The sequence below is a fragment of the Actinoplanes sp. CA-051413 genome (genome assembly GCF_050955795.1).
Lineage (GTDB): Bacteria > Actinomycetota > Actinomycetes > Mycobacteriales > Micromonosporaceae > Actinoplanes.
On record NZ_CP192100.1, the window covers coordinates 9,097,018 to 9,115,395 of the forward strand.

An 18,378-nucleotide genomic window follows, 5' to 3' on the forward strand; every position below is an offset into this window, starting at 1 on the left:
CCGGGCCGGGCCGGGCCGGGCCGGGCCGGGTCAGCGGAGCCGGGCCGGGTCAGCGGAGCCGAGTAATAGTCACCTCGACGGCCTGACCCGTACTGGCCGGCCCCGCGTACACGCCCTTGAGTGGCGGCACATCGCCGTACTCCCGGCCCCGCCCGACCACGACATGGCGCTCCCCCACCGGCACCCCGTTGGTCGGGTCGAAGGCCGTCCACCGGCCCACCCACCACTCCACCCACGCGTGACTCTGACCGACCACACTGTCCCCGATCGCCGCCGACGGCTTCGGGTGCAGGTAGCCGGAGACGTAACGGGCCGGCAGCCCCATCTCGCGCAGCAGCCCGACGGTCAGGTGGCTGATGTCCTGGCAGACACCTTTCCGCTGCTCCCAAGCGTGCAATGCGTCGCTCTGCACGCCCGTGGCACCGGGCTGATAGGTGACCTCACCGCGCACAAATTCACAGACCGCCAGCGCGGCAGCATGCGGTGTCGCGTGCGCAGCGCGGATGTCCGCCGCGATCCCGGTCAGCTCGTCGTTCAGGCCGGTGCGCTTGGTGCCCAGCAGCAGCTCGTACCAGCGGTCGACGTTCTCCGGCACCGCCAGCTCGTCCCAGGCCGCGCCTTCGCCCTGCTCGATCAGGTCGCCCGGCGGCAGCGTCTCCACCGTGGACGTCGCCGTGACGGTCAGCGCTTCGTGCTTGGCGTGCACGTCGAAGGCCGTGACCACCGTGCCCCAGTAGTCCTCGTAGCGGTACGTGCGCGCCGGCGGCCACACCTCGACCCGAGCGTCCAGCACCGCCTGGTGGGTTTCGTTGCGCGGCCACATCCGGGCCTCGTTGTAGGACGACGACACCGGCCCGGCGTAGTCGAACCCGCTGCGGTGCTGGATCTTCAGCCGCCAGCTGTCCACCAACGGGATGCTCACGCGACCACCGCTCCCCGGACCCAGTTGACCGCCGTCGTCTGGCGGAAGTAGCGCCGCGAGACGGCCTCGTTGACCTGCGAACATGTCTTCTCCAGGCTGGCCAGCACCGGCCCGAGGTCGTCGATCAGCTCGTCCGCGCCGCGGAACTCCAGGTTGGTGCGGGCCCGGCCGACGATCCGCTGCGCGTCCGTCGCCACGCCGGCCCGGCCGGGGTCCGGCTCCAGGTCGGCCAGGCAACCCTCGGCGGTGGACAGGGCGGCGAAGACCGAACGCGGAAAAAGCCGGTCCAGCAGCAAAAATTCCGCCGCGTGGCGGTCGTCCAGCGATCCCCGGTACGTCCGCAGAAACGTTTCCCAGGCCCCGCTGGACCGCAGCAGCGTCAGCCAGGACGGAATGCTCCCGCCGGCGCGCTCGTGCGTACGCAGCAGCCGCGCGGTCATGTCCACCCGTTCCACGCTGCGGCCCAGCACCAGGAACAGCCAGCCCTCGTCGCGGCTCATGGTGGCGTCGGTCAGGCCGGTCATCACCGCGCACCGCTCCCGCACCCAGCGGAAGAACGAGTGCACCCCCTGCTGCTCCACCCGGCGGCGCGCGTTGGGCAGGCCGTGCCAGGTCGAGTTGAGGCACTCCCACATCTCCGAGGAGACCGTCTCGCGGGCGCCTCGGGCGTTCTCCCGGGCCGCGGCCAGCGCGCCGACCACCGAGCTGGGGCTGCGCTCGTCCAGGCCGAGCAGGCCGACCACCCGGGCCGCGGTGAACGGCTCGTCCTCCATCGGCATGCCCATCACCGCGAGCAACGACCGGCAGGCCTGGTCCTCGCTGGTCCACGGGTCGGCCAGGATGCGCTGCAGGTGCACGTCCAGGATCCGGGCGGTGTCCTCGGCGCGCTCGACGTAGCGGCCGATCCAGTAGAGCGACTCGGCGATCCGGCTCAGCATCGCGGCCCTCCCTGCTGTTGTTGCTGCTGTTGCTGCTGCTGCTGCTGGGAGTCGGCGGCGCCGGCGCCCGGGCCGGGCTCGGGGCTGGACGCCGAGGGCAGCGGCGCCGGGTCGGCCGCCAGGTGCGGCACCTCGAACGGTGAGGTGTCGTCGGCGTCGGCCAGCACCCAGGTGTCCTTGGAACCGCCGCCCTGGCTGGAGTTCACGACCAGAGCGCCCTCGGGCAGCGCCACCCGGGTCAGGCCGCCGGGCAGCACCCAGATCTTCTCGCCGTCGTTGACCGCGAACGGCCGCAGGTCGACGTGCCGGCCGCGCAGCCGGTTGCCGATCAGCGTCGGCACCATCGACAGCTTCACCTCGCGCTGGGCGATCCAGCCCCGCGGATCGGCGACGATCTTCGCGGTGACCTCGGCCAGCTCGGCCGCCGTGGCCTGCGAGCCGATCACGATGCCCGCGCCGCCGGCCCCGTCGACCGGCTTGAGGACCAGCTCACCGACGCGCGGCAGCACCTCCTCCAGCACCCCGGGTTCGTCCAGCCGGTACGTGTCCACGTTGGGCAGCAACGGCTCTTCGTCCAGGTAGTAGCGGATCAGGTCGGGCACGTACGTGTAGAGCAGCTTGTCGTCGGCGACGCCGTTGCCGACCGCGTTGGCGATGGTGACCCGCCCGGCCCGGGCCGCGTTGAGCAGGCCGGCCACGCCGATCACCGAGTCGGCCCGGAAATGCACCGGGTCGAGGAAGTCGTCGTCGATCCGCCGGTAGATGACGTCGACGCGCTGCTCGCCCGCAGTGGTCCGCATGGCCACGTCGTTGCCGACGCACACCAGGTCGCGGCCCTCGACGAGCTCGACGCCCATCTCCCGGGCGATCAGGGCGTGCTCGAAGTAGGCCGAGTTGTAGACGCCCGGGCTCAGCACGACCACCGTGGGATCGGTGACGCCGACCGGGGCAGCGGCGCGCAGGGCCCGCAGCAGCATGCTCGGGTACGACTCCACCGGCAGGATCCGGGTGGCGGCGAAGACCTCGGGCAGCACCTGGGCCATCGCCCGGCGGTTCTCCATCACGTAACTGACCCCGGACGGGATCCGTACGTTGTCCTCCAGCACCCGGAAGGCGCCCTGCTCGTCGCGGATCAGGTCGACCCCGGCGACGTGGATCCGTACGCCGTTGGGCGGGTTGATCCCGGCCGCCGCCCGCAGGAAGTGCGCGCTGGTGGCGATGATCCGCCGCGGCACCACGCCGTCCGCGAGCACCTGGCCGGCGCCGTACACGTCGGCGAGGAACGCCTCCAGCGCGCGGATCCGCTGCGCGACGCCCAGCTCGACCGTGCGCCACTCGGCGGCCGCGATGATCCGCGGGACGATGTCGAGGGGAAAGGGTCGTTCGACGCCCTTGAGCGCGAACGTGATGCCCTGGTCCAGGAAGGCCCGGGCCAGCACCTCGGCACGAACGCCCAGCTCAGCGCTCGACAGCGGCTGCAGCGTGGCGTGCAGGGCCTCGTAGGTCTCGCGAGGCATGCCGAGCTCGCCGAACATCTCGTCCCAGCCGGGGCCGAGGCGGTACTCCTCGAAAAGATCCGCCATGGCCTGACCCTACGGGCGACTCGTTGCGCGGGGGTAACAGTGGTCACGCCCACTTCACGGGCGGCCGGCGGAGACATGTGGGGCGGGCCGCCGGTACGGGACCTACCGACGGCCCTGGCGCAGTCAGCCCGCGTGCAGCCGGGCCGGCGCCGCTCGCCCGAGACACCGAGAACGGGGGACCCGGCGTATCGGGGACTGCACCAAGGCTACGCGTGCGCGGCCCGCACCAGAAGCGGCTATCCGTACCTAGAACGCCAGAGATTGGCAGAAATGCCTCGCGTCACGGACCACACCGGCAACGTCCAGCCCGTACCGTGGCGGGCATCACCCTTAGCCGGGCCTGATCAGGGAGCATCCTGTACTCAGCTCATTCTCAGGGGCGCCCACGGAGAATGCCGTGAGCCCTGGAGCCGCGAGGTGGCCGACCGATGACCGATTTGTTGACCGTGATGGCAACACCGGCATGGGCGTACCTTGCGCTTTTCGGATTCCTCGCCGTCGATGCGATGGTCCCGGTGGTGCCGATCCAGGCCATCATGATCACGTCCGGCGCGCTCACCGTGTACGGCAACCTGAGCCTCCCGCTGGTCATCGCGGTCGGCGCCCTGGGCATGTTCACCGGCGACACGATCGCGTTCGTGCTGGGGCGCACCGCCGGGCACGTCGGCGGCCACTGGCTCAGCGGACGGCTGAGTGCTTTACGACAACGCTTCGCGCCCCGTAACGAGCACGCGGAGAAGCCGGAGTCGAAGACCCGCCGGGCCGCCGAGCGCTTCACCCGCGGCCTGCGCAAGCCCGGCCCGCTGGTGCTGCTGCTCTGCCGGTTCGTCCCCGGCGGCCGGATGGCGGCGGGTTACCACGCCGGCCGCAGCGGCTATCCGATCAAGCTCTTCGTGATCTACGACGGCGGGGCGGCACTCTGCTGGGCCACCTACGGCGGCCTGGTCGGCCACGTCGGCGGCACCGCGATCACCCAGTCGGCCTGGCGGCTGTTCGCGATCGCCGCGTGTGCCGCACTGATCTTCGGGACGGCGGGGTGGATCCTGGCCCTCTTCGGCGGCCGCAAGGACAACGCCGAAGAGATCAGCGAGGACGAGCCAGCCGACGACGACGCGGCGCCGAGCCCGGACGACGAGCGGGCGAGCACCGGGGACGCGTCGCCGCCGGACCGCCCGGTCCACCTGCGGCACTAACCGCACCCCCGGCCACCAAGCCCGCGGCCACCCAAGCCCGGCCGCCAACCTCCCGGCCGCCCAAGCCCGGCCCGCCCAAGCCCGGCCGCGGGCCCCGGGCCGCCCTGGCCAGCGGCCGGAACGCCCCGGCCGCGGCGCCTACTGCAGCTCGTGCAGCATCAGCTGGCGGGCCGCCTCGGCGATCGACCCGGACAGCGACGGGTAGATCGTGATCGTGTGGGCCAGCTGGTCCACCGTCAGGTTGTTCTCGATCGCCATCGTGATCGGCAGGATCAGTTCGCTGGCCTTGGGCGCCACCACCACGCCGCCGACGATCTGGCCGGTGGCCGGGCGGCAGAAGAGCTTCACGAAGCCGTCCTTGAGGCCGGCCATCTTGGCCCGGGCGTTGCCGGTCAGCGGGAGCATGACCTGGCGGGCGGGCACCTTGCCGGCGTCGACGTCGTTCTGCGAGACGCCGACCGTGGCCAGCTCGGGGTCGGTGAAGACGTTGGCCGAGACCGTCCGCAGGCGCAGCGGCGCCACGGCCTCGCCCATGGCGTGCCAGACCGCGATCCGGCCCTGCATGGCGGCCACGCTGGCCAGGGGCAGCACGCCGGTGCAGTCGCCGGCGGCGTAGATGCCGGGGACGTTGGTGCGCGACACCCGGTCGACGGTCACGTAACCGCCGTTGGCCACGTCCACGCCGTACTCGCGCAGGCCCAGGTCGGCGGTGTTGGGCACGGCGCCGACGGCCATCAGGGCGTGCGAGCCCTCGACCGTACGGCCGTCGGAGAGCGTGACCAGCACGCCGTCGCCGGTGTTGACCACCGTGTCGGCGCGGGACTGGTTGAGGATGGTCATGCCGCGCTCGCGGAAGACCCGTTCGATGGCCATGGCGGCGTCGGCGTCCTCGTGCGGCATCACCCGCTCGCGGCTGGAGACCAGCGTGACCTGCACCCCCATGGCCAGGTAGGCGCTGGCGAACTCGGCCCCGGTGACACCCGAGCCGATCACCACCAGGTGGCTGGGGAGCTCGTCGAGGTCGTAGACCTGGCGCCAGTCGAGGACGCGCTCGCCGTCGGGCACCGCGGTGGGCAGCACCCGCGGGGTGGCGCCGGTGGCGATCAGCACCGTCGTGGCGTCGACGGCGTATTCCGTGCCGCCGGCCGGGGTGATCAGGACCTGGTGGGTGTGACCCAGCGTGTCCTCGCCCATCCGGGCCCGGCCGGTCACCACGTCCACGCCGGCCTTGATCAGCTTGGCCTGGATGTCGCCGGACTGGGCCAGCGCGAGCCGCTTCACCCGGTCGTTGACCGCCTTGGCGTCGACCGTGACGCCCTCCAGGCCGGCCGAGCGGATGCCGAAGCGCTCGTTGTGCCGGTAGCCCGTCACCACCTCCGAGCTGGCGATGAAGGTCTTCGACGGCACACAGTCGGAGAGCACGCAAGCGCCGCCGGCCCCGTCGGCCTCGACGAGGGTGACGTCCGCGTCGAGTTGTGCGGCGACGAGCGCCGCCTCGTACCCGCCCGGCCCACCGCCGATGATCACGATCCGGCTCACGATAGTCCGACCTCCATTGCAGTGTTTTGTCGTTTTCGTGCCGCAGATGTGCCGACACGCACACCTCGTATTCTCCACCACCGGCCGTCCGGGCTATCGTCATCGCCGTGGGTCACTACGCCGCGTACGGTTCCAACCTCGATCCTGCCCGGATGCGGGCCTACTGCCCGCACTCGCCCATGGTCGGCGTCGGGTGGGTGGAGGGCTGGCGCCTGACTTTCGCCGGCGAGGGCGACATGGGCTGGGAGGGCGCGGTCACCACGATCGTGGAGTCTCCGGGCGACCGGGTCTTCGTGTCGCTCTACGACGTGCACCCGTGGGACGCCGCCCAGCTCGACGAGGTCGAGGGGGTGACCGCGGGTGCGTACCAGAAGCTCACCGTGCGTGTCTCCACGCTCGAGGGCGAGTTCAGCGCCTGGGTCTACGTCTTCGACGGCTACGAGGGCGGCATGCCGACGGCCTGGTATCTCTCCGAGATCGCCAACGCGGCCGAGAAGGCCGGCGCGCCGGACGACTACGTGGCCGAGCTGCGCCAGCGGCCCACCCGCACCGCCTCGCCGGAGCTGTAGGCCCTACACCGTCCGCTGGTAGATGTTGGCCTCGTAGAGGGGCCACATCCCGACCGCGCGGTACAGCCGCGCGGCCTCGGTCGGGTTGGCCAGATCAACCCCCAGGCCGGCCGTCGTGCGCCCCTTGGCCGCATAGGCCGCGAAAGCCCGGTGCAGCAGAGCCGCACCCACACCCCGCCGACGGTACGGCCGCAGCACCGCCAGCGACCGCACCCATCCGCCGTTGTCCTCGGCGCTGGAATCGGACGACTGGAGCACCCCGGCCCACTGACCGTCGACCTCACCGACGAACCACTCGTCCCAGGCGACGCTCGCCTCGCCGGCCACCTGCTGCCGCCAGGTGTCGTAGCCGGTGGCGTCGTGGTCGCTGTCGCGGAACGCCTCCTCGATGGTGGCGTGGAACCGGCGCAGCTCGGCCTCGTCGTCGTGGCGCAGCGGCCGGACGGCGACACCGGGCGCAGGCTGTGACACGGTGACCGGGCCTTCCAGCGCCATGGACATCCGCGCGTGCTGCTTGACGAAGGCAAAACCGGCGTCGGTGAGCGCCGAGATCCACGGCAGCTCGGTCGGGACCGCGCCCGCCCGGACCGCGTACGGGTCATGCCCGAACTCCCGGCCCCGCTCGACGACCCGGTCGAGCAGCAGGGCGAGCAGCGGGCGCAGGGCGGGCACCCCACGCTCGGGCCACACGTAGACCTCGATGAACTCGCGCGCGCCACCCGAGGGGTTGTCCGGGTACGCCCAGCCGACGATCTCGCCGGCGGCGTCCAGCGCCACCCAGCAGTCCCGGGCCGGATCGGTGTGCGGCATGGTCAGCGCCGCGCGCACCTCCTCGGCGGTGTAGTCCGGCTCACCGACCGCGGCGATGTCGCTCGCGTGGGTCAGCCGGAGAAGCTCCGGCACGTCGTCCAGGGTCGGCCGGCGGGTACGCCAGCCCTCGGGCAGTTCCGTCACCCGGAAATCTGAGCACAGCGGCGCGGCGCCACCAACCGTTTTACCGGCTCAGCCGGTGCGACAGCGAGGTCAGCAGGCCGATCAGCTCGATCCGCTCGGCCCGGTCGAGGCGCGCGTACGCCTGCCCGGCCAGCGAGTCGGCCACCGACTCGGCCCACATGAGCCGCCGCACGATCGGCCCCGGCGACGGGTACGGCGGCTGCCAGCCGAACGCCACCGCGTCCGTCTCACCGTCCGGGCCCGCGATGATCGCCTCCAGTGGGGTGAGCCCGCTGGCCCGGACCGCCACCACGTGCACGCCCAGCCGGTGCTCCTGCAGCAGGTGGAGCATCACCGCGGCCTGGGCACCCGCCGTGGCGTCCGGCACCGGCATCGCCCGCCACGCCGCGAACAGGGTCAGGCCCGCGGCGTCCACCGCCTCCACGACCCGCTTGGCCAGCTCCAGCAGCCTGGCCAACCGCGGGAAGCCACCGAGCTCGTCCACACCCCACCGGCACAGCTCGTGCAGGTGCCAGGTGGCCACCTCCACCGGTGGCGTCGTCTTGGCCGCGGCCTCCCAGCCGTCGGTCACCGCCTCGGGGGCGATGAAGCCGATCGCCGCGGCGACCGTCTCCGGGCGTACGTCGCCGAGCGCGCCGGCCCGGGCCGACACGTGGTACGCCCACCCGGACAACCCCATCAACCGCGCACGGCGCAGCGTCTGCGGGGACTCGGCGAACGCCCCGACGAGGTTGGCGAGTCCCGGCTTGGCGTTGGCGGCTGCCTGTTCGGGGGTCACCTGAGCGATTCTGCTCCCCCTGACCGGTTCGTGAAAATGGCCTACTGATCCGGTTCATCCGCGTCGAGATCCTCCAGGGCCGCCTCGACGTCCCCGACCTCACGCCGCGCGGCCGACGCGTCCCGCTCCGCCGAGCGCCGCGCCAGCTTGCGCCGGGACACCTCGGCCTGCGCCACGATCCGCTGTCGTTCCAGCTCAGCGAGCTGTTCCTCGATCTCGTCGACGGCGTGGGCGGCCTCCTGCTCGGCCGTCTCGGCGCGTTCCAGGCGGGTGCGGGTCTTGGCCTCGGCGGCCCGGGCGGTGGTCAGCCGGCGTTTGAGTTCGCGGCGCCGTTCCGCCCGTTCCTGCCGGGCTTTCTCGGCCGCGCGGCGTTTGCGCTCCTCCAGCGCCGTGGGCCGGGCGGTCCGTTCGGGCTCGGCGGCGACAGCGAACGGGTTCGGCGGCGCCTCGTCGTCCTCGTCCTCGTCGTCCTCTTCCTGCTCGTCCGGCTCGTCGGCGGTGACCAGGCGCAACCGCGGGCGGGGCACCTCACCGAAGCCGGCGTACGTGGCCGCCTTGACCAACCGTCCACTGCGTACCTGCTCGGCGATGTCCGGCTCGGCCAGGGCCGCGGTCAGCGTCGCCTCGACCTCGGCCATCGGCAACTTCACCGTACGCAGCCCCGGGTCGTCCTCCACAGCGAGCTTCTGCGCGGCGTTGACCAGGGCGGACACCACCTGCCGGCGTTGCGTGGAGAGCTCGCGCAACTGCTCACCCTGCAAGCTGCGCTGAGCCGAACGCAGCGCGGTGGACAGCTCCACCAGTTCGTCGATCAACTCCGGGCGGCGCAGGGCGAGCAGGTTGACCAGCCAGGCCGCCACGGTCGGCTTGCGCAGCGCGGCCAGCCGCTTGGCGGTCTCCTTGTCGCCGGCCCGCTTCGCCTCGTCGATCGCGGCGGCCCGGCCCGCGACGAATCCCTCCGGCGGCGCCTCGTAGAGCGCCCGGATCACGTCCTCGGTGCTGGTCGGCACGTCAGTCCAGCGTCGTGCCGGGCGCGACGCGGGCGTACCGGGTGCCGCCGAGGCGTTCGAGGTGGCCGTCGGAAACTTTCGCGCCGGTCTCGGTGAGCAGCGAGTCGTGCAGCGCGAACGCCCGGCCCGGCTTGACCGCGCGGACGAACTCGATCGCCTCGCTCAGCTTGAGCCAGGGCGCGTTGAGCGGCACGAACAGCGTGTCGACGTGCTCGTCGGGCGCGGTGAACGAGTCGCCGGGGGTGTAGAGCGAGCCGGAGTCGTCGGTGATCAGGAAGCCCAGGTTCGCGATCCGGGGGATCTCGGGGTGGATCACGGCGTGCTGCCCGCCGTACGCCCGGACGGTGAAGCCCGCCGCGGTGAACTCGGTGCCCGCCTCGACCGGGGTGACCACGTCGGCGAAGGCGGTCAGCTTGGGCAGCACGTCCGGGTGGGCGTAGACCCGCAGGTCAGGCCGTTGGGCCACGGCATCGGCGAGGCCGTCGACGTCGAGATGGTCGAAGTGCTCGTGGGTGATCAGGACAGCGTCGGCGCCGGTCAGCGCCGACCGTTCGCTGAACGCCCCCGGGTCGACGACCAGGACGGCGTCGCCACCCTCGAGACGTAGACAGGAATGCGTGAACTTCGTGACGCGCACGTGAGCCCTCCGGTGCCGAATCGTGACCGCTCATCTCGCAGTCTGCCGGAACCGGCCCCCGCGCGCCGCACGTCCCAGGGGGCAGACCTCAACGGGGAACGGAGTATCCATGCGTGCTCGACGAAGGATCACCGCGGCGCTCAGCGCTGCCGGACTGGCCGTGACACTGGCTCTCGCCGGTTGCAGCGGCGACGGCGCGGACGACAGCGCCTCGTCGGCAGGCAGTGCCCCTCAGCTCGGCGAGCCGGCACCGGCCGAGGCTCCCGCGAAGGGCGAAGCGGACACCGCCGAGCGCGGTAAGGATCAGGCAGCCGAGGCGCCCGACCTGCGCGTGGACCAGCGCTCGATCGTCTACACCGGCGCCATCACGGTCCGCGTCGAGGACGTGAACATCGCCGCAGCCCGCGCCGCCGGCATCGCGACCGGGGCCGGCGGCTTCATCAGCGGCGACAAACGCAACAGCGGCTCCGGCTCGCAGGACGCCACCCTCGAGCTGCGCGTACCGGCCGAGAAGTTCAACCCTGTGGTAACCCAGCTGGCCGAGCTGGGCCACGAGGAGCAGCGCGGCATCAACACCGAGGACGTCACCGAGCAGACGATCGACCTGGACGCCCGGATCGCCACCCAGCAGGCCCGGGTGGACAGCGGCCGCAAACTGCTGGCCCAGGCCAAGTCGCTCAACGACCTGGTGATGCTGGAACGGGAGGTGGCGACCCGCGAGGCGGACCTGGCCTCCCTGCAAGCGAAGAAGCGCCGCCTGGCCGACCTGACCGCGCTGTCGACGATCACGTTGGTCCTGCTCGACCCCGACGCCGTGGCAGCCGAAGAGGAAGAGGGCGCGCCCGGCTTCCTCGCCGGTCTCCAGAACGGCTGGAAGGGCCTGCTGGCGTCGCTGGGGGTCGTCCTGACCGTGCTGGGCTGGCTGCTGCCCTGGCTGATCGTGCTGGCCCTGCCGGCCTGGGGAATCATCTGGCTCTACCGCCGCAACCGCGCCCGCCGCCCGGCCCGCACCCCACTGCCCCCGCAAGGCATGCCGGCCTACGCAATGGCCGGCCCGGCGCCGACCTACCCACCCCGCACCCAACCGGCCCAAACGCAGCCGGCCCAGCCCGCCCAGACCCAGCCGGCCCAGCCCCAGCAGCCGTCCTCCACCAGCAAGGACGCCCTGCCCAAGGACGCCCCGCCCAAGGGTGAGGAGAAGTCCGGGGAGTAAGGCCGGAAAAAGCACGGACCTGGCAGGGTGAGGGTGGCCGTCCATGAGCCGCTAGGCGATTGGCCACCCTCGCCCGGTCCCCGCGGGAGCGACGGTCAGTTATCCGCACGGACCGTGGCAATGAAGTTGGATCTTAAAAAGCGCCCGTCGACAAGGCTGCCAACGCGGTGTGGACCATCACGCGCACCCCGTAGCCGATGCACTTCTCGTCGACGTCGAAGTTCGAGGTGTGCAGGTCGTATTTGACCTCGGAGCCCGGCGTGCCCGTGCCGAGCCGGATCATCGCGCCCGGGACGTTGTCCAGGTAGAAGGCGAAGTCTTCGCCGCCCATGCTGATCTCGGCCTCGACCACGCGGTCCGCGCCCAGCGCCGCGCCGGCCGCGCCCGCGATCACCGCGGCCGCCATCCGATCGTTGATCACCGGCGGCACGCCGCGGTTGTATTTGACCTCGACCTCGGCGCCGGTCGGGGCGACCACGTCGCGGATCAGCTTGGTGATCAGCTCGGGGGCTTCGCGCCAGGCTTCGCGGTTGAGGATGCGGACGGTGCCGCGGACGTAGCCCTCGCCGGGGATCGCGTTGAACGCCTCGCCGGCCTGCACCGCGCCCCACACCATGGAGACGCCCGCGCGGGGGTCGACGCGCCGGTCCAGCAGGGCGGGCACGTCGACGATGACCCGGCCCAGCGCGTGCACCAGGTCGGCGGTCAGGTGCGGCCGGGCGGTGTGCCCGCCGGGGCCGGTGAGGCGCACTTCGACGGTGTCGGCGGCCGCCGTGAACGGGCCGGAGCGGACCCCGACCAGGCCGGCCGGCAGCTGCGGGTAGCAGTGCAGCGCGAAGATCCCGACGACGTCCTTGAGCGCGCCGGAGGCGATCACCTCGGGGGCGCCGGAGGGCACGTACTCCTCGGCGGGCTGGAAGATCAGCCGCACCCGGCCGGGCAGCTCGCCCTGCTCGTTGAGCTGGGCCAGGGCCAGACCGAGTCCGAGCAGGACGGTGGTGTGCACGTCGTGACCGCAGGCGTGGGCGACCTTGGCGACCGTCGAGCGGTACGGCACGTCCTTGGTGTCCTGCAGCGGCAGGGCGTCCAGGTCCGCGCGGAAGGCGATCACCCGGTCGCCCTCGCCGATGTCGCAGATCAGGCCGTTGCCCTTGGGCAGCAGCTGCGGGGTGAGGCCGGCGACAGCCAGCTCACGCGCGATCAGGGCGGCGGTCTCGAACTCGGCGTTCGACGGCTCCGGGTGCGCGTGGATGTGCCGCCGGATGGCCACGAGCTCGGCGCCCCGGGCGGCCAGCCAGCGGTCCAGCTGGCCGGGCAGCGGGTCGGCGCCGGGCAGGGGCCCCGGGAAAGGGGCCTGGGGTGAGCTGTCGGGCACGGTCAATGCACTCGTCACGTCGGATTCTCTATCGCTCTCGTCATTTGAACCGGTTTCCGCAACGCGCGAAAGCTTAGACCTGTTCCGGTGACGCTGTGCAACGTCATTCCCGTATTGATCGTCTCGCGCTGTGTTACCAATGCCCTGATAAGAGCGCTGTGCGGGCGCCATCTCCTACAACGGGTGACAATTACCGGAGGTGACGCTTCTAAAAGTGTTCCACGGGCCGGTACACGCCCCACACCCCGCGCAGCGTGGTGCAGACCTCGCCCACGGTGGCACGCAGCCGCAAGGCCTCCCGCATCGGCGGCAGCACGTTCTCGGTGCCCTCGGCCGCCTTGCGCAGGTCGGCCAGCGCCGCCTCGACCGCCGCGGAGTCCCGCTCGGCGCGCAACTTCTCGAGCCGGGCGGCCTGGTCGGCCTCGATGGCCGGGTCGACGCGCAGCGGCACGTACTTCTCCTCCTCGTCGCTCGTGAAGCGGTTCACCCCGACGACCACCCGCTCGCCGTTGTCGATCTGCTGGGAGATCCGGTACGCCGAGCTCTCGATCTCCTGCTTCTGGAAGCCCTGCTCGATGGCGTCCACCGAGGACCCGTAGCTGAACACCCGCTCGATCAGCGCGGTCGCCGCCGCCTCCACCTCGTCGGTCATAGCCTCGATGACGTACGAGCCGGCGAACGGGTCGACGGTGTCCACCAGGCCACTCTCGTAGGCCAGGACCTGCTGGGTGCGCAGGGCCAGCCGGGCCGACTTCTGGGTGGGCAGCGCGATGGCCTCGTCGTACGCGTTGGTGTGCAGCGACTGGGTGCCACCGGCCACCGCGCCGAGCGCCTGGATCGCCACCCGGACCAGGTTGACCTCCGGCTGCTGGGCGGTGAGCTGCACGCCGGCGGTCTGGGTGTGGAACCGCAGCATCAGCGACTTGGGATTCTTCGCCCCGAACTCGTCGCGCATGATCCGGGCCCACATCCGCCGGGCGGCGCGGAACTTGGCGATCTCCTCCAGCAGCGTGGTGCGGGCGACGAAGAAGAACGACAGCCGGGGCCCGAAGTCGTCGACGGCGAGCCCGGCCGCGATCGCCGCGCGCACGTACTCGATGCCGTTGGCCAGGGTGAACGCGATCTCCTGGGCGGGCGTCGCGCCGGCCTCGGCCATGTGGTAGCCCGAGATGGAAATGGTGTTCCACTTCGGGATCTCGGCCCGGCAGTAGGCGAACGTGTCGGCGACCAGCCGCAGCGACGGCTTGGGCGGGAAGATGTACGTCCCCCGGGCGATGTATTCCTTCAGGATGTCGTTCTGGATCGTGCCGGTCAGCGCCGCCCCGGGCACGCCCTGCTCCTCGGCCACCAGTTGGTAGAGCAGCAGCAGGAGCGAGCCGGGCGCGTTGATCGTCATCGACGTGGAGACCTTGTCGAGCGGGATCCCGGCGAACAGCTGCCGCATGTCGTCGATCGAGTCGATGGCCACGCCCACCTTGCCGACCTCGCCGTGCGCGATCGGGTCGTCGGAGTCGTAGCCCATCTGGGTGGGCAGGTCGAAGGCGACGGACAGGCCCATCGTGCCGGCGGCCAGCAGCTGGTGGTAGCGGGCGTTGGACTCCACCGCGGTGCCGAAGCCGGCGTACTGGCGCATGGTCCACGGGCGCTGGGTGTACATGGTCGGGTAGACGCCCCGGGTGTACGGATAGGCACCGGGCTCACCGAGCCGCTCGTCGACGTCCGGGGCCACGTCGTCGCGGTGGTACACCGGCTTGATCTCGAACCCGGATTCTGCGTTCACAAGGGCGATCCTAAAGCAGCGTTAAGCGCTGGAGAGCCTTCAGCCCGGTTGGATGGGGTGAGGGATTTTGCACTCAGCGTCCGAAAAGTTCCACCGTACGCGACAGGGTGGCTACCCACGGTCGAGTTCCACAGAACACCCTTCCAGCGACTTTCCGAAATGGGGTGGGAACCGGCAAGATAGCGGAGTTGGCCGACAGCCCCTACACCCCCTTCGGTGGCATCTCACGTGACTCAGATTCCGACCTGGAGCGGTGGCAACTCTGCTCCGACCAGCGGACGCGCAGCCCCGGGCACGCTCATCGGCGGGCGGTACACACTTCGTGCCGCGGTCGGGCACGGTGGCATGGGCACGGTCTGGCGGGCAGCGGACACGCTGCTGCGCCGTGACGTAGCCATCAAGGAGGTCATCCTCCCGCCCGGCCTGGCGCCCAGTGACCGCGACTCGATGTACGAACGCACGATGCGCGAGGCCCGCGCCGCGGCCGCCCTGCAGCACCCGGCGGTCGTGCAGGTCTACGACGTGGTGCACGAGAACGGCCGGCCGTGGATCGTCATGGAGCTGCTGGAGGCGCGCAGCCTCGCCGACATGGTGATCGAGGACGGCCCGGTCAATCCGCGGGTGGTTGCCAAGATCGGCATCGCCCTGCTGGGCGCGCTCGAGGTGGCGCACGCGCACGGCGTGCTGCACCGCGACGTCAAGCCGGCCAACGTGCTGATCTGCACCGACGGCCGCTGCGTGCTGACCGACTTCGGCGTCGCCCGGATGCCCACCGACGTGCAGCTCACCACGCCCGGCATGGTGCTCGGTTCGCCGCACTTCATCTCGCCCGAGCGGGCCATGGGCAGCGACTTCGGGCCGCCCAGCGACCTTTTCTCCTTGGGTGTCACGCTCTACACCGCGATCGAGGGCCGGCCGCCGTTCGACAAGGGTGACCCGATCGAGACGATGCACGCCGTCGTCGAGGACCCGCCGACCCCGGCCGTCCGCGCCGGCTCGCTGACGCCGGTGTTGATGGGCCTGCTGGAGAAGGACCCGGCCCGCCGCTTCGACGTGCCGACCGCCCGGACGATGCTGCGCCAGCAGCTCGCCGGCCCGCTGGCCAGCAAGGCCCCGCCGCACATGATGACGGACCCGTACTCGGTGGTCCCGTCGCAGCGCCCGCCGGCGGCCGAGACCCAGCCGATCCCGCCCGCGCAGCCGAAGCCCTCCGGCCAGATCGGCGGCCGGGCCATGCTCGCGCCCGGCGAGTCGCTGACCGGGCGCCTGGCCGAGCTCAAGCAGGGCAGCGGTGGTGGCCGGCGTCGCGCCGCCGAGGCCGCCGCGGCCAGTGCCCCGACCGGGGCCTACCCGCCTCCGCCGCAGATGGACAACGACCGGACCAGCGTGATCCCGCCGTCCGGGGGCTCGGAGAGCGACGAGACCAGCGTGCTGCCCCCGCGCCGGCAGTGGGACGGTGCCCGCGCGGCCCGCGACCCCCTGCCCGGCACGGTGGTGACCAGCCCGGCGGCCAAGCGCCGCGCGATGATCGACAACACGGTCGCCACCGTGCGCCGCACCACCGACAAGGCCGTCACGACGGTGAAGGGCTGGCCGCGCAACACGCAGCTCGCCGCCGGTGGTGGCGCCCTGGCCGTGGTCGTGCTGCTGGTGCTGGTGTTCTCCCTGACCGGCGGCGACGACCCCGGCACCCCGCCCGACCAGCCGCCCGCGGCCAACCAGGTGGTGCCGGCCTCGTTCGCCACCCAGGACTACCGGGGTGACAAGGCCGTCACGGTCAAGGTGCCCAAGGCCTGGGACCGCGCCGCGACCGGCAACTGGGTCGACTACATCAACCCCGAGGACAAGTCGACGAAGGTCCGGGTGCTGGTCGAGAAGGGTTCGATCGCGCCCCGCAAGTTCGCCGACACCACCGCGCCCGGCACGCTGAAGAAGTCCAAGGCCTGCCCGAAGCCGTTCAAGCACCTGGGCACGACCGACGTCGAGATCTCCGGGCTGCCCGCCGCCCAGTTCGAGTACACCTGCGGCGAGGGCGACACCATGCGGCACGGGATCTGGCGGCAGACCACCACCGACGGCAAGATGTACTCCTTCTACCTCACCACCACCGAGGCGAAGTTCGCCGACAGCAAGCAGTACTTCGACGAGATGGCCAAGACCTTCGCCCTCAAGTCGAGCTGACCCGCCGGGCCGTGCTATCCACAGAGCATGGCAACTGACGATCTCCGCGGGCTGGCCGAGACCTGGCTGGCCGACGATCCCGACCCGGCCGCGCGTGACGAGATCCGGGAGCTGCTCGCGCGGCTCCCGGAGAGCGCCGACGAGCTCGCCGACCGGTTCGCCGGCCCGCTGACCTTCGGCACGGCCGGGCTGCGCGGCCGGCTGCGGGCCGGGCCGAACGGGATGAACCTCGCGGTGGTCACCCGCGCCGCGGCCGGCCTGATCGGCTGGCTGGGCGCGCAGGGCGGGCAGGGACCGCTGGTCATCGGGTACGACGCCCGGTACGGCTCCCGCGACTTCGCCGAGCAGACCGCCCGGGTGGCCACGGCGGCCGGGCGCGCGGCCCTGCTGCTCCCCCGCCCGCTGCCGACGCCGGTGCTGGCGTACGCGGTGCGGCAGCTGGACGCCGTGGCCGGGGTCATGGTCACCGCCAGTCACAACCCGCCCCAGGACAACGGCTACAAGGTCTACCTGGGCGCTCAGCTGGGCGGTCCGGCCGGAGCCGGCGCGCAGATCGTCCCGCCCGCCGACGCGGGCATCGAGGCTGCCATCCAGGCGGTCGGGCACGTGGCCGAGGTCCCGCTGGGTGAGCCCGGCACGGTCCTCGACGAGACGATCGTCCAGGGGTACGTGGACAGCGCGGCCGCCGTCGTCGCCGCCGGTCCCCGTGACCTGAAGGTGGCGTACACGCCGCTGCACGGGGTCGGTGGCAAGGTGCTCGCCGCGACGTTCGCCGCGGCCGGTTTCGCCGCCCCGGCCGTGGTCGCCGAGCAGGCCGAGCCGGACCCGGCGTTCCCGACTGTCGCGTTCCCCAACCCGGAGGAGCCGGGCGCGATGGACCTGCTGCTGGCCCTGGCCGGGCAGACCGGCGCCGACCTGGCCATCGCCAACGACCCGGACGCCGACCGGTGTGCCATCGCGATCCCCGGCACCGAGCCGGGCAGCTGGCGGCCGCTGAGCGGGGACGAGCTGGGTGTGCTGCTCGCCGACCACCTGATCCGGCGCGGCGTGCCGGGCACGTACGCCACCACGATCGTCTCCTCGACGCTGCTGCGGGCCCTCTGCACCGCCCGGGGCGTGCCGTACGCGGAGACCCTGACCGGCTTCAAGTGGATCGTCCGCGGCGCCGAGGAGCTCGCGTACGGCTACGAGGAGGCGCTGGGCTACTGCGTCGCGCCGGGGCTGGTCCGCGACAAGGACGGCATCACCGCGGCGGTGACCGTGGCCGACCTGGCCGCCACGCTCAAGGCCGAGGGGCGTTCGCTGGCCGACCGTCTCGACGAGCTGGACGCGGAGTTCGGGGTGCACCGCACCGGGCAGGTCTCGCTGCGGGTCGAGGACCTCGGCCTGATCACGAGCACCATGGCCCGGATCCGTCAGGACCCGCCGAAGAGCCTGCTCGGCGACCCGGTGACCGAGGTCGAGGACCGGCTGCCGGACGCCGACGTGCTGACCCTGCGGACGGCGCGGGCCCGGGTGGTCATCCGGCCGTCCGGCACCGAGCCGAAGCTCAAGGCGTACCTGGAAGTGGTCGAGCCGGTGACCGACGGTGACCTGACCGCCGCCCGGTCACGTGCCGTGGCCGCGATGGACAGCGGGCTGCGCCCGGAGATCTCCGCCGCGCTCGGCCTGGCCTGAGTCGACCGGGGCCGCGGGCGGCCCCGGTC

15 protein-coding genes are annotated in these 18,378 nt (G+C 71.9%); 5 read left to right on the forward strand and 10 right to left on the reverse strand.

The window, feature by feature from the left end; all coding sequences use genetic code 11:
- Positions 1-49: 49 nt before the first annotated feature.
- From ACQP2Y_RS42970 to ACQP2Y_RS42980, 3 genes are read right to left on the reverse strand one after another with little or no spacing between them, the layout of a single operon-like run.
- Complete coding sequence (locus ACQP2Y_RS42970) at positions 50-922, reverse strand: transglutaminase family protein (RefSeq protein WP_433722178.1); 873 nt, start codon at positions 920-922, stop codon at positions 50-52.
- Positions 919-1,860, reverse strand: coding sequence for an alpha-E domain-containing protein (locus tag ACQP2Y_RS42975; RefSeq protein WP_360545372.1), 942 nt, complete (start codon positions 1,858-1,860; stop codon positions 919-921). Before ACQP2Y_RS42975 ends, ACQP2Y_RS42970 begins: the two co-directional genes overlap by 4 nt.
- Complete coding sequence (locus ACQP2Y_RS42980; protein ID WP_433722181.1) at positions 1,854-3,443, reverse strand: circularly permuted type 2 ATP-grasp protein; 1,590 nt, start codon at positions 3,441-3,443, stop codon at positions 1,854-1,856. Before ACQP2Y_RS42980 ends, ACQP2Y_RS42975 begins: the two co-directional genes overlap by 7 nt.
- Before the next feature lie 428 nt (positions 3,444-3,871).
- Here ACQP2Y_RS42980 and ACQP2Y_RS42985 point away from each other — a divergent pair, with 428 nt between their 5' ends.
- On the forward strand, positions 3,872-4,636 hold the full coding sequence (locus tag ACQP2Y_RS42985) for a DedA family protein (protein ID WP_433722183.1): 765 nt from the start codon (positions 3,872-3,874) through the stop codon (positions 4,634-4,636).
- A 138-nt stretch (positions 4,637-4,774) separates the two neighbouring features.
- Here the strand turns inward: ACQP2Y_RS42985 and ACQP2Y_RS42990 are convergent, their stop codons facing one another.
- Positions 4,775-6,175, reverse strand: a complete 1,401-nt coding sequence (locus tag ACQP2Y_RS42990) for an NAD(P)H-quinone dehydrogenase (RefSeq protein WP_433722185.1) — start codon at positions 6,173-6,175, stop codon at positions 4,775-4,777.
- Positions 6,176-6,282: 107 nt separating this feature from the next.
- Here ACQP2Y_RS42990 and ACQP2Y_RS42995 point away from each other — a divergent pair, with 107 nt between their 5' ends.
- Positions 6,283-6,744 (forward strand): gamma-glutamylcyclotransferase, encoded by a 462-nt coding sequence (locus ACQP2Y_RS42995; protein ID WP_212994286.1) that lies wholly within the window; start codon positions 6,283-6,285, stop codon positions 6,742-6,744.
- 3 nt (positions 6,745-6,747) lie between these two features.
- On the opposite strand, the gene ACQP2Y_RS43000 is transcribed toward ACQP2Y_RS42995, so the two are convergent.
- Genes ACQP2Y_RS43000 through ACQP2Y_RS43015 form a run of 4 tightly spaced genes read right to left on the reverse strand, consistent with a single transcriptional unit; the run spans position 6,748 to position 10,123 of the window.
- Positions 6,748-7,698, reverse strand: coding sequence for a GNAT family N-acetyltransferase (locus ACQP2Y_RS43000; RefSeq protein WP_433722188.1), 951 nt, complete (start codon positions 7,696-7,698; stop codon positions 6,748-6,750).
- A 40-nt stretch (positions 7,699-7,738) separates the two neighbouring features.
- Positions 7,739-8,476, reverse strand: coding sequence for an SCO6745 family protein (locus ACQP2Y_RS43005; RefSeq protein WP_433722190.1), 738 nt, complete (start codon positions 8,474-8,476; stop codon positions 7,739-7,741).
- A 41-nt stretch (positions 8,477-8,517) separates the two neighbouring features.
- Entirely contained in the window at positions 8,518-9,486 is a 969-nt protein-coding gene (locus tag ACQP2Y_RS43010) for a hypothetical protein (RefSeq protein ID WP_433722192.1), read from the reverse strand.
- 1 nt (position 9,487) lies between these two features.
- A complete protein-coding gene (locus tag ACQP2Y_RS43015; protein ID WP_433722194.1) occupies positions 9,488-10,123 on the reverse strand; it encodes an MBL fold metallo-hydrolase in 636 nt (211 codons plus the stop codon).
- Positions 10,124-10,232: 109 nt separating this feature from the next.
- On the opposite strand from ACQP2Y_RS43015, the gene ACQP2Y_RS43020 reads away from it, so the two are divergent.
- Positions 10,233-11,336 carry a DUF4349 domain-containing protein gene (locus ACQP2Y_RS43020; RefSeq protein ID WP_433722196.1) on the forward strand — a complete coding sequence of 368 codons (1,104 nt, stop codon included), beginning with the start codon at positions 10,233-10,235 and terminating at the stop codon, positions 11,334-11,336.
- Between the two features lie 133 nt (positions 11,337-11,469).
- On the opposite strand, the gene ACQP2Y_RS43025 is transcribed toward ACQP2Y_RS43020, so the two are convergent.
- A complete protein-coding gene (locus tag ACQP2Y_RS43025; protein WP_433722198.1) occupies positions 11,470-12,729 on the reverse strand; it encodes an amidohydrolase in 1,260 nt (419 codons plus the stop codon).
- 190 nt (positions 12,730-12,919) lie between these two features.
- Positions 12,920-14,491: an acyl-CoA mutase large subunit family protein gene (locus tag ACQP2Y_RS43030; protein WP_433722200.1), complete on the reverse strand. Its 1,572-nt coding sequence runs from the start codon at positions 14,489-14,491 to the stop codon at positions 12,920-12,922.
- 228 nt (positions 14,492-14,719) lie between these two features.
- Here ACQP2Y_RS43030 and ACQP2Y_RS43035 point away from each other — a divergent pair, with 228 nt between their 5' ends.
- Together ACQP2Y_RS43035 and ACQP2Y_RS43040 are read left to right on the forward strand one after the other, a co-directional pair.
- Complete coding sequence (locus ACQP2Y_RS43035) at positions 14,720-16,672, forward strand: protein kinase domain-containing protein (protein WP_433722202.1); 1,953 nt, start codon at positions 14,720-14,722, stop codon at positions 16,670-16,672.
- A gap of 27 nt (positions 16,673-16,699) precedes the next feature.
- Positions 16,700-18,349, forward strand: a complete 1,650-nt coding sequence (locus tag ACQP2Y_RS43040) for a phospho-sugar mutase (RefSeq protein ID WP_433722204.1) — start codon at positions 16,700-16,702, stop codon at positions 18,347-18,349.
- Positions 18,350-18,378 lie beyond the last annotated feature (29 nt).

Coding starts and splice junctions, on each gene's coding strand:
- ACQP2Y_RS42975 (WP_360545372.1), bottom strand. CDS start 1,860: ATGCTGAGCCGGATCGCCGAGTCGCTCTACTGGATCGGCCGCTACGTC.
- ACQP2Y_RS43040 (WP_433722204.1), top strand. CDS start 16,700: ATGGCAACTGACGATCTCCGCGGGCTGGCCGAGACCTGGCTGGCCGAC.
- ACQP2Y_RS43020 (WP_433722196.1), top strand. CDS start 10,233: ATGCGTGCTCGACGAAGGATCACCGCGGCGCTCAGCGCTGCCGGACTG.
- ACQP2Y_RS42980 (WP_433722181.1), bottom strand. CDS start 3,443: ATGGCGGATCTTTTCGAGGAGTACCGCCTCGGCCCCGGCTGGGACGAG.
- ACQP2Y_RS42985 (WP_433722183.1), top strand. CDS start 3,872: ATGACCGATTTGTTGACCGTGATGGCAACACCGGCATGGGCGTACCTT.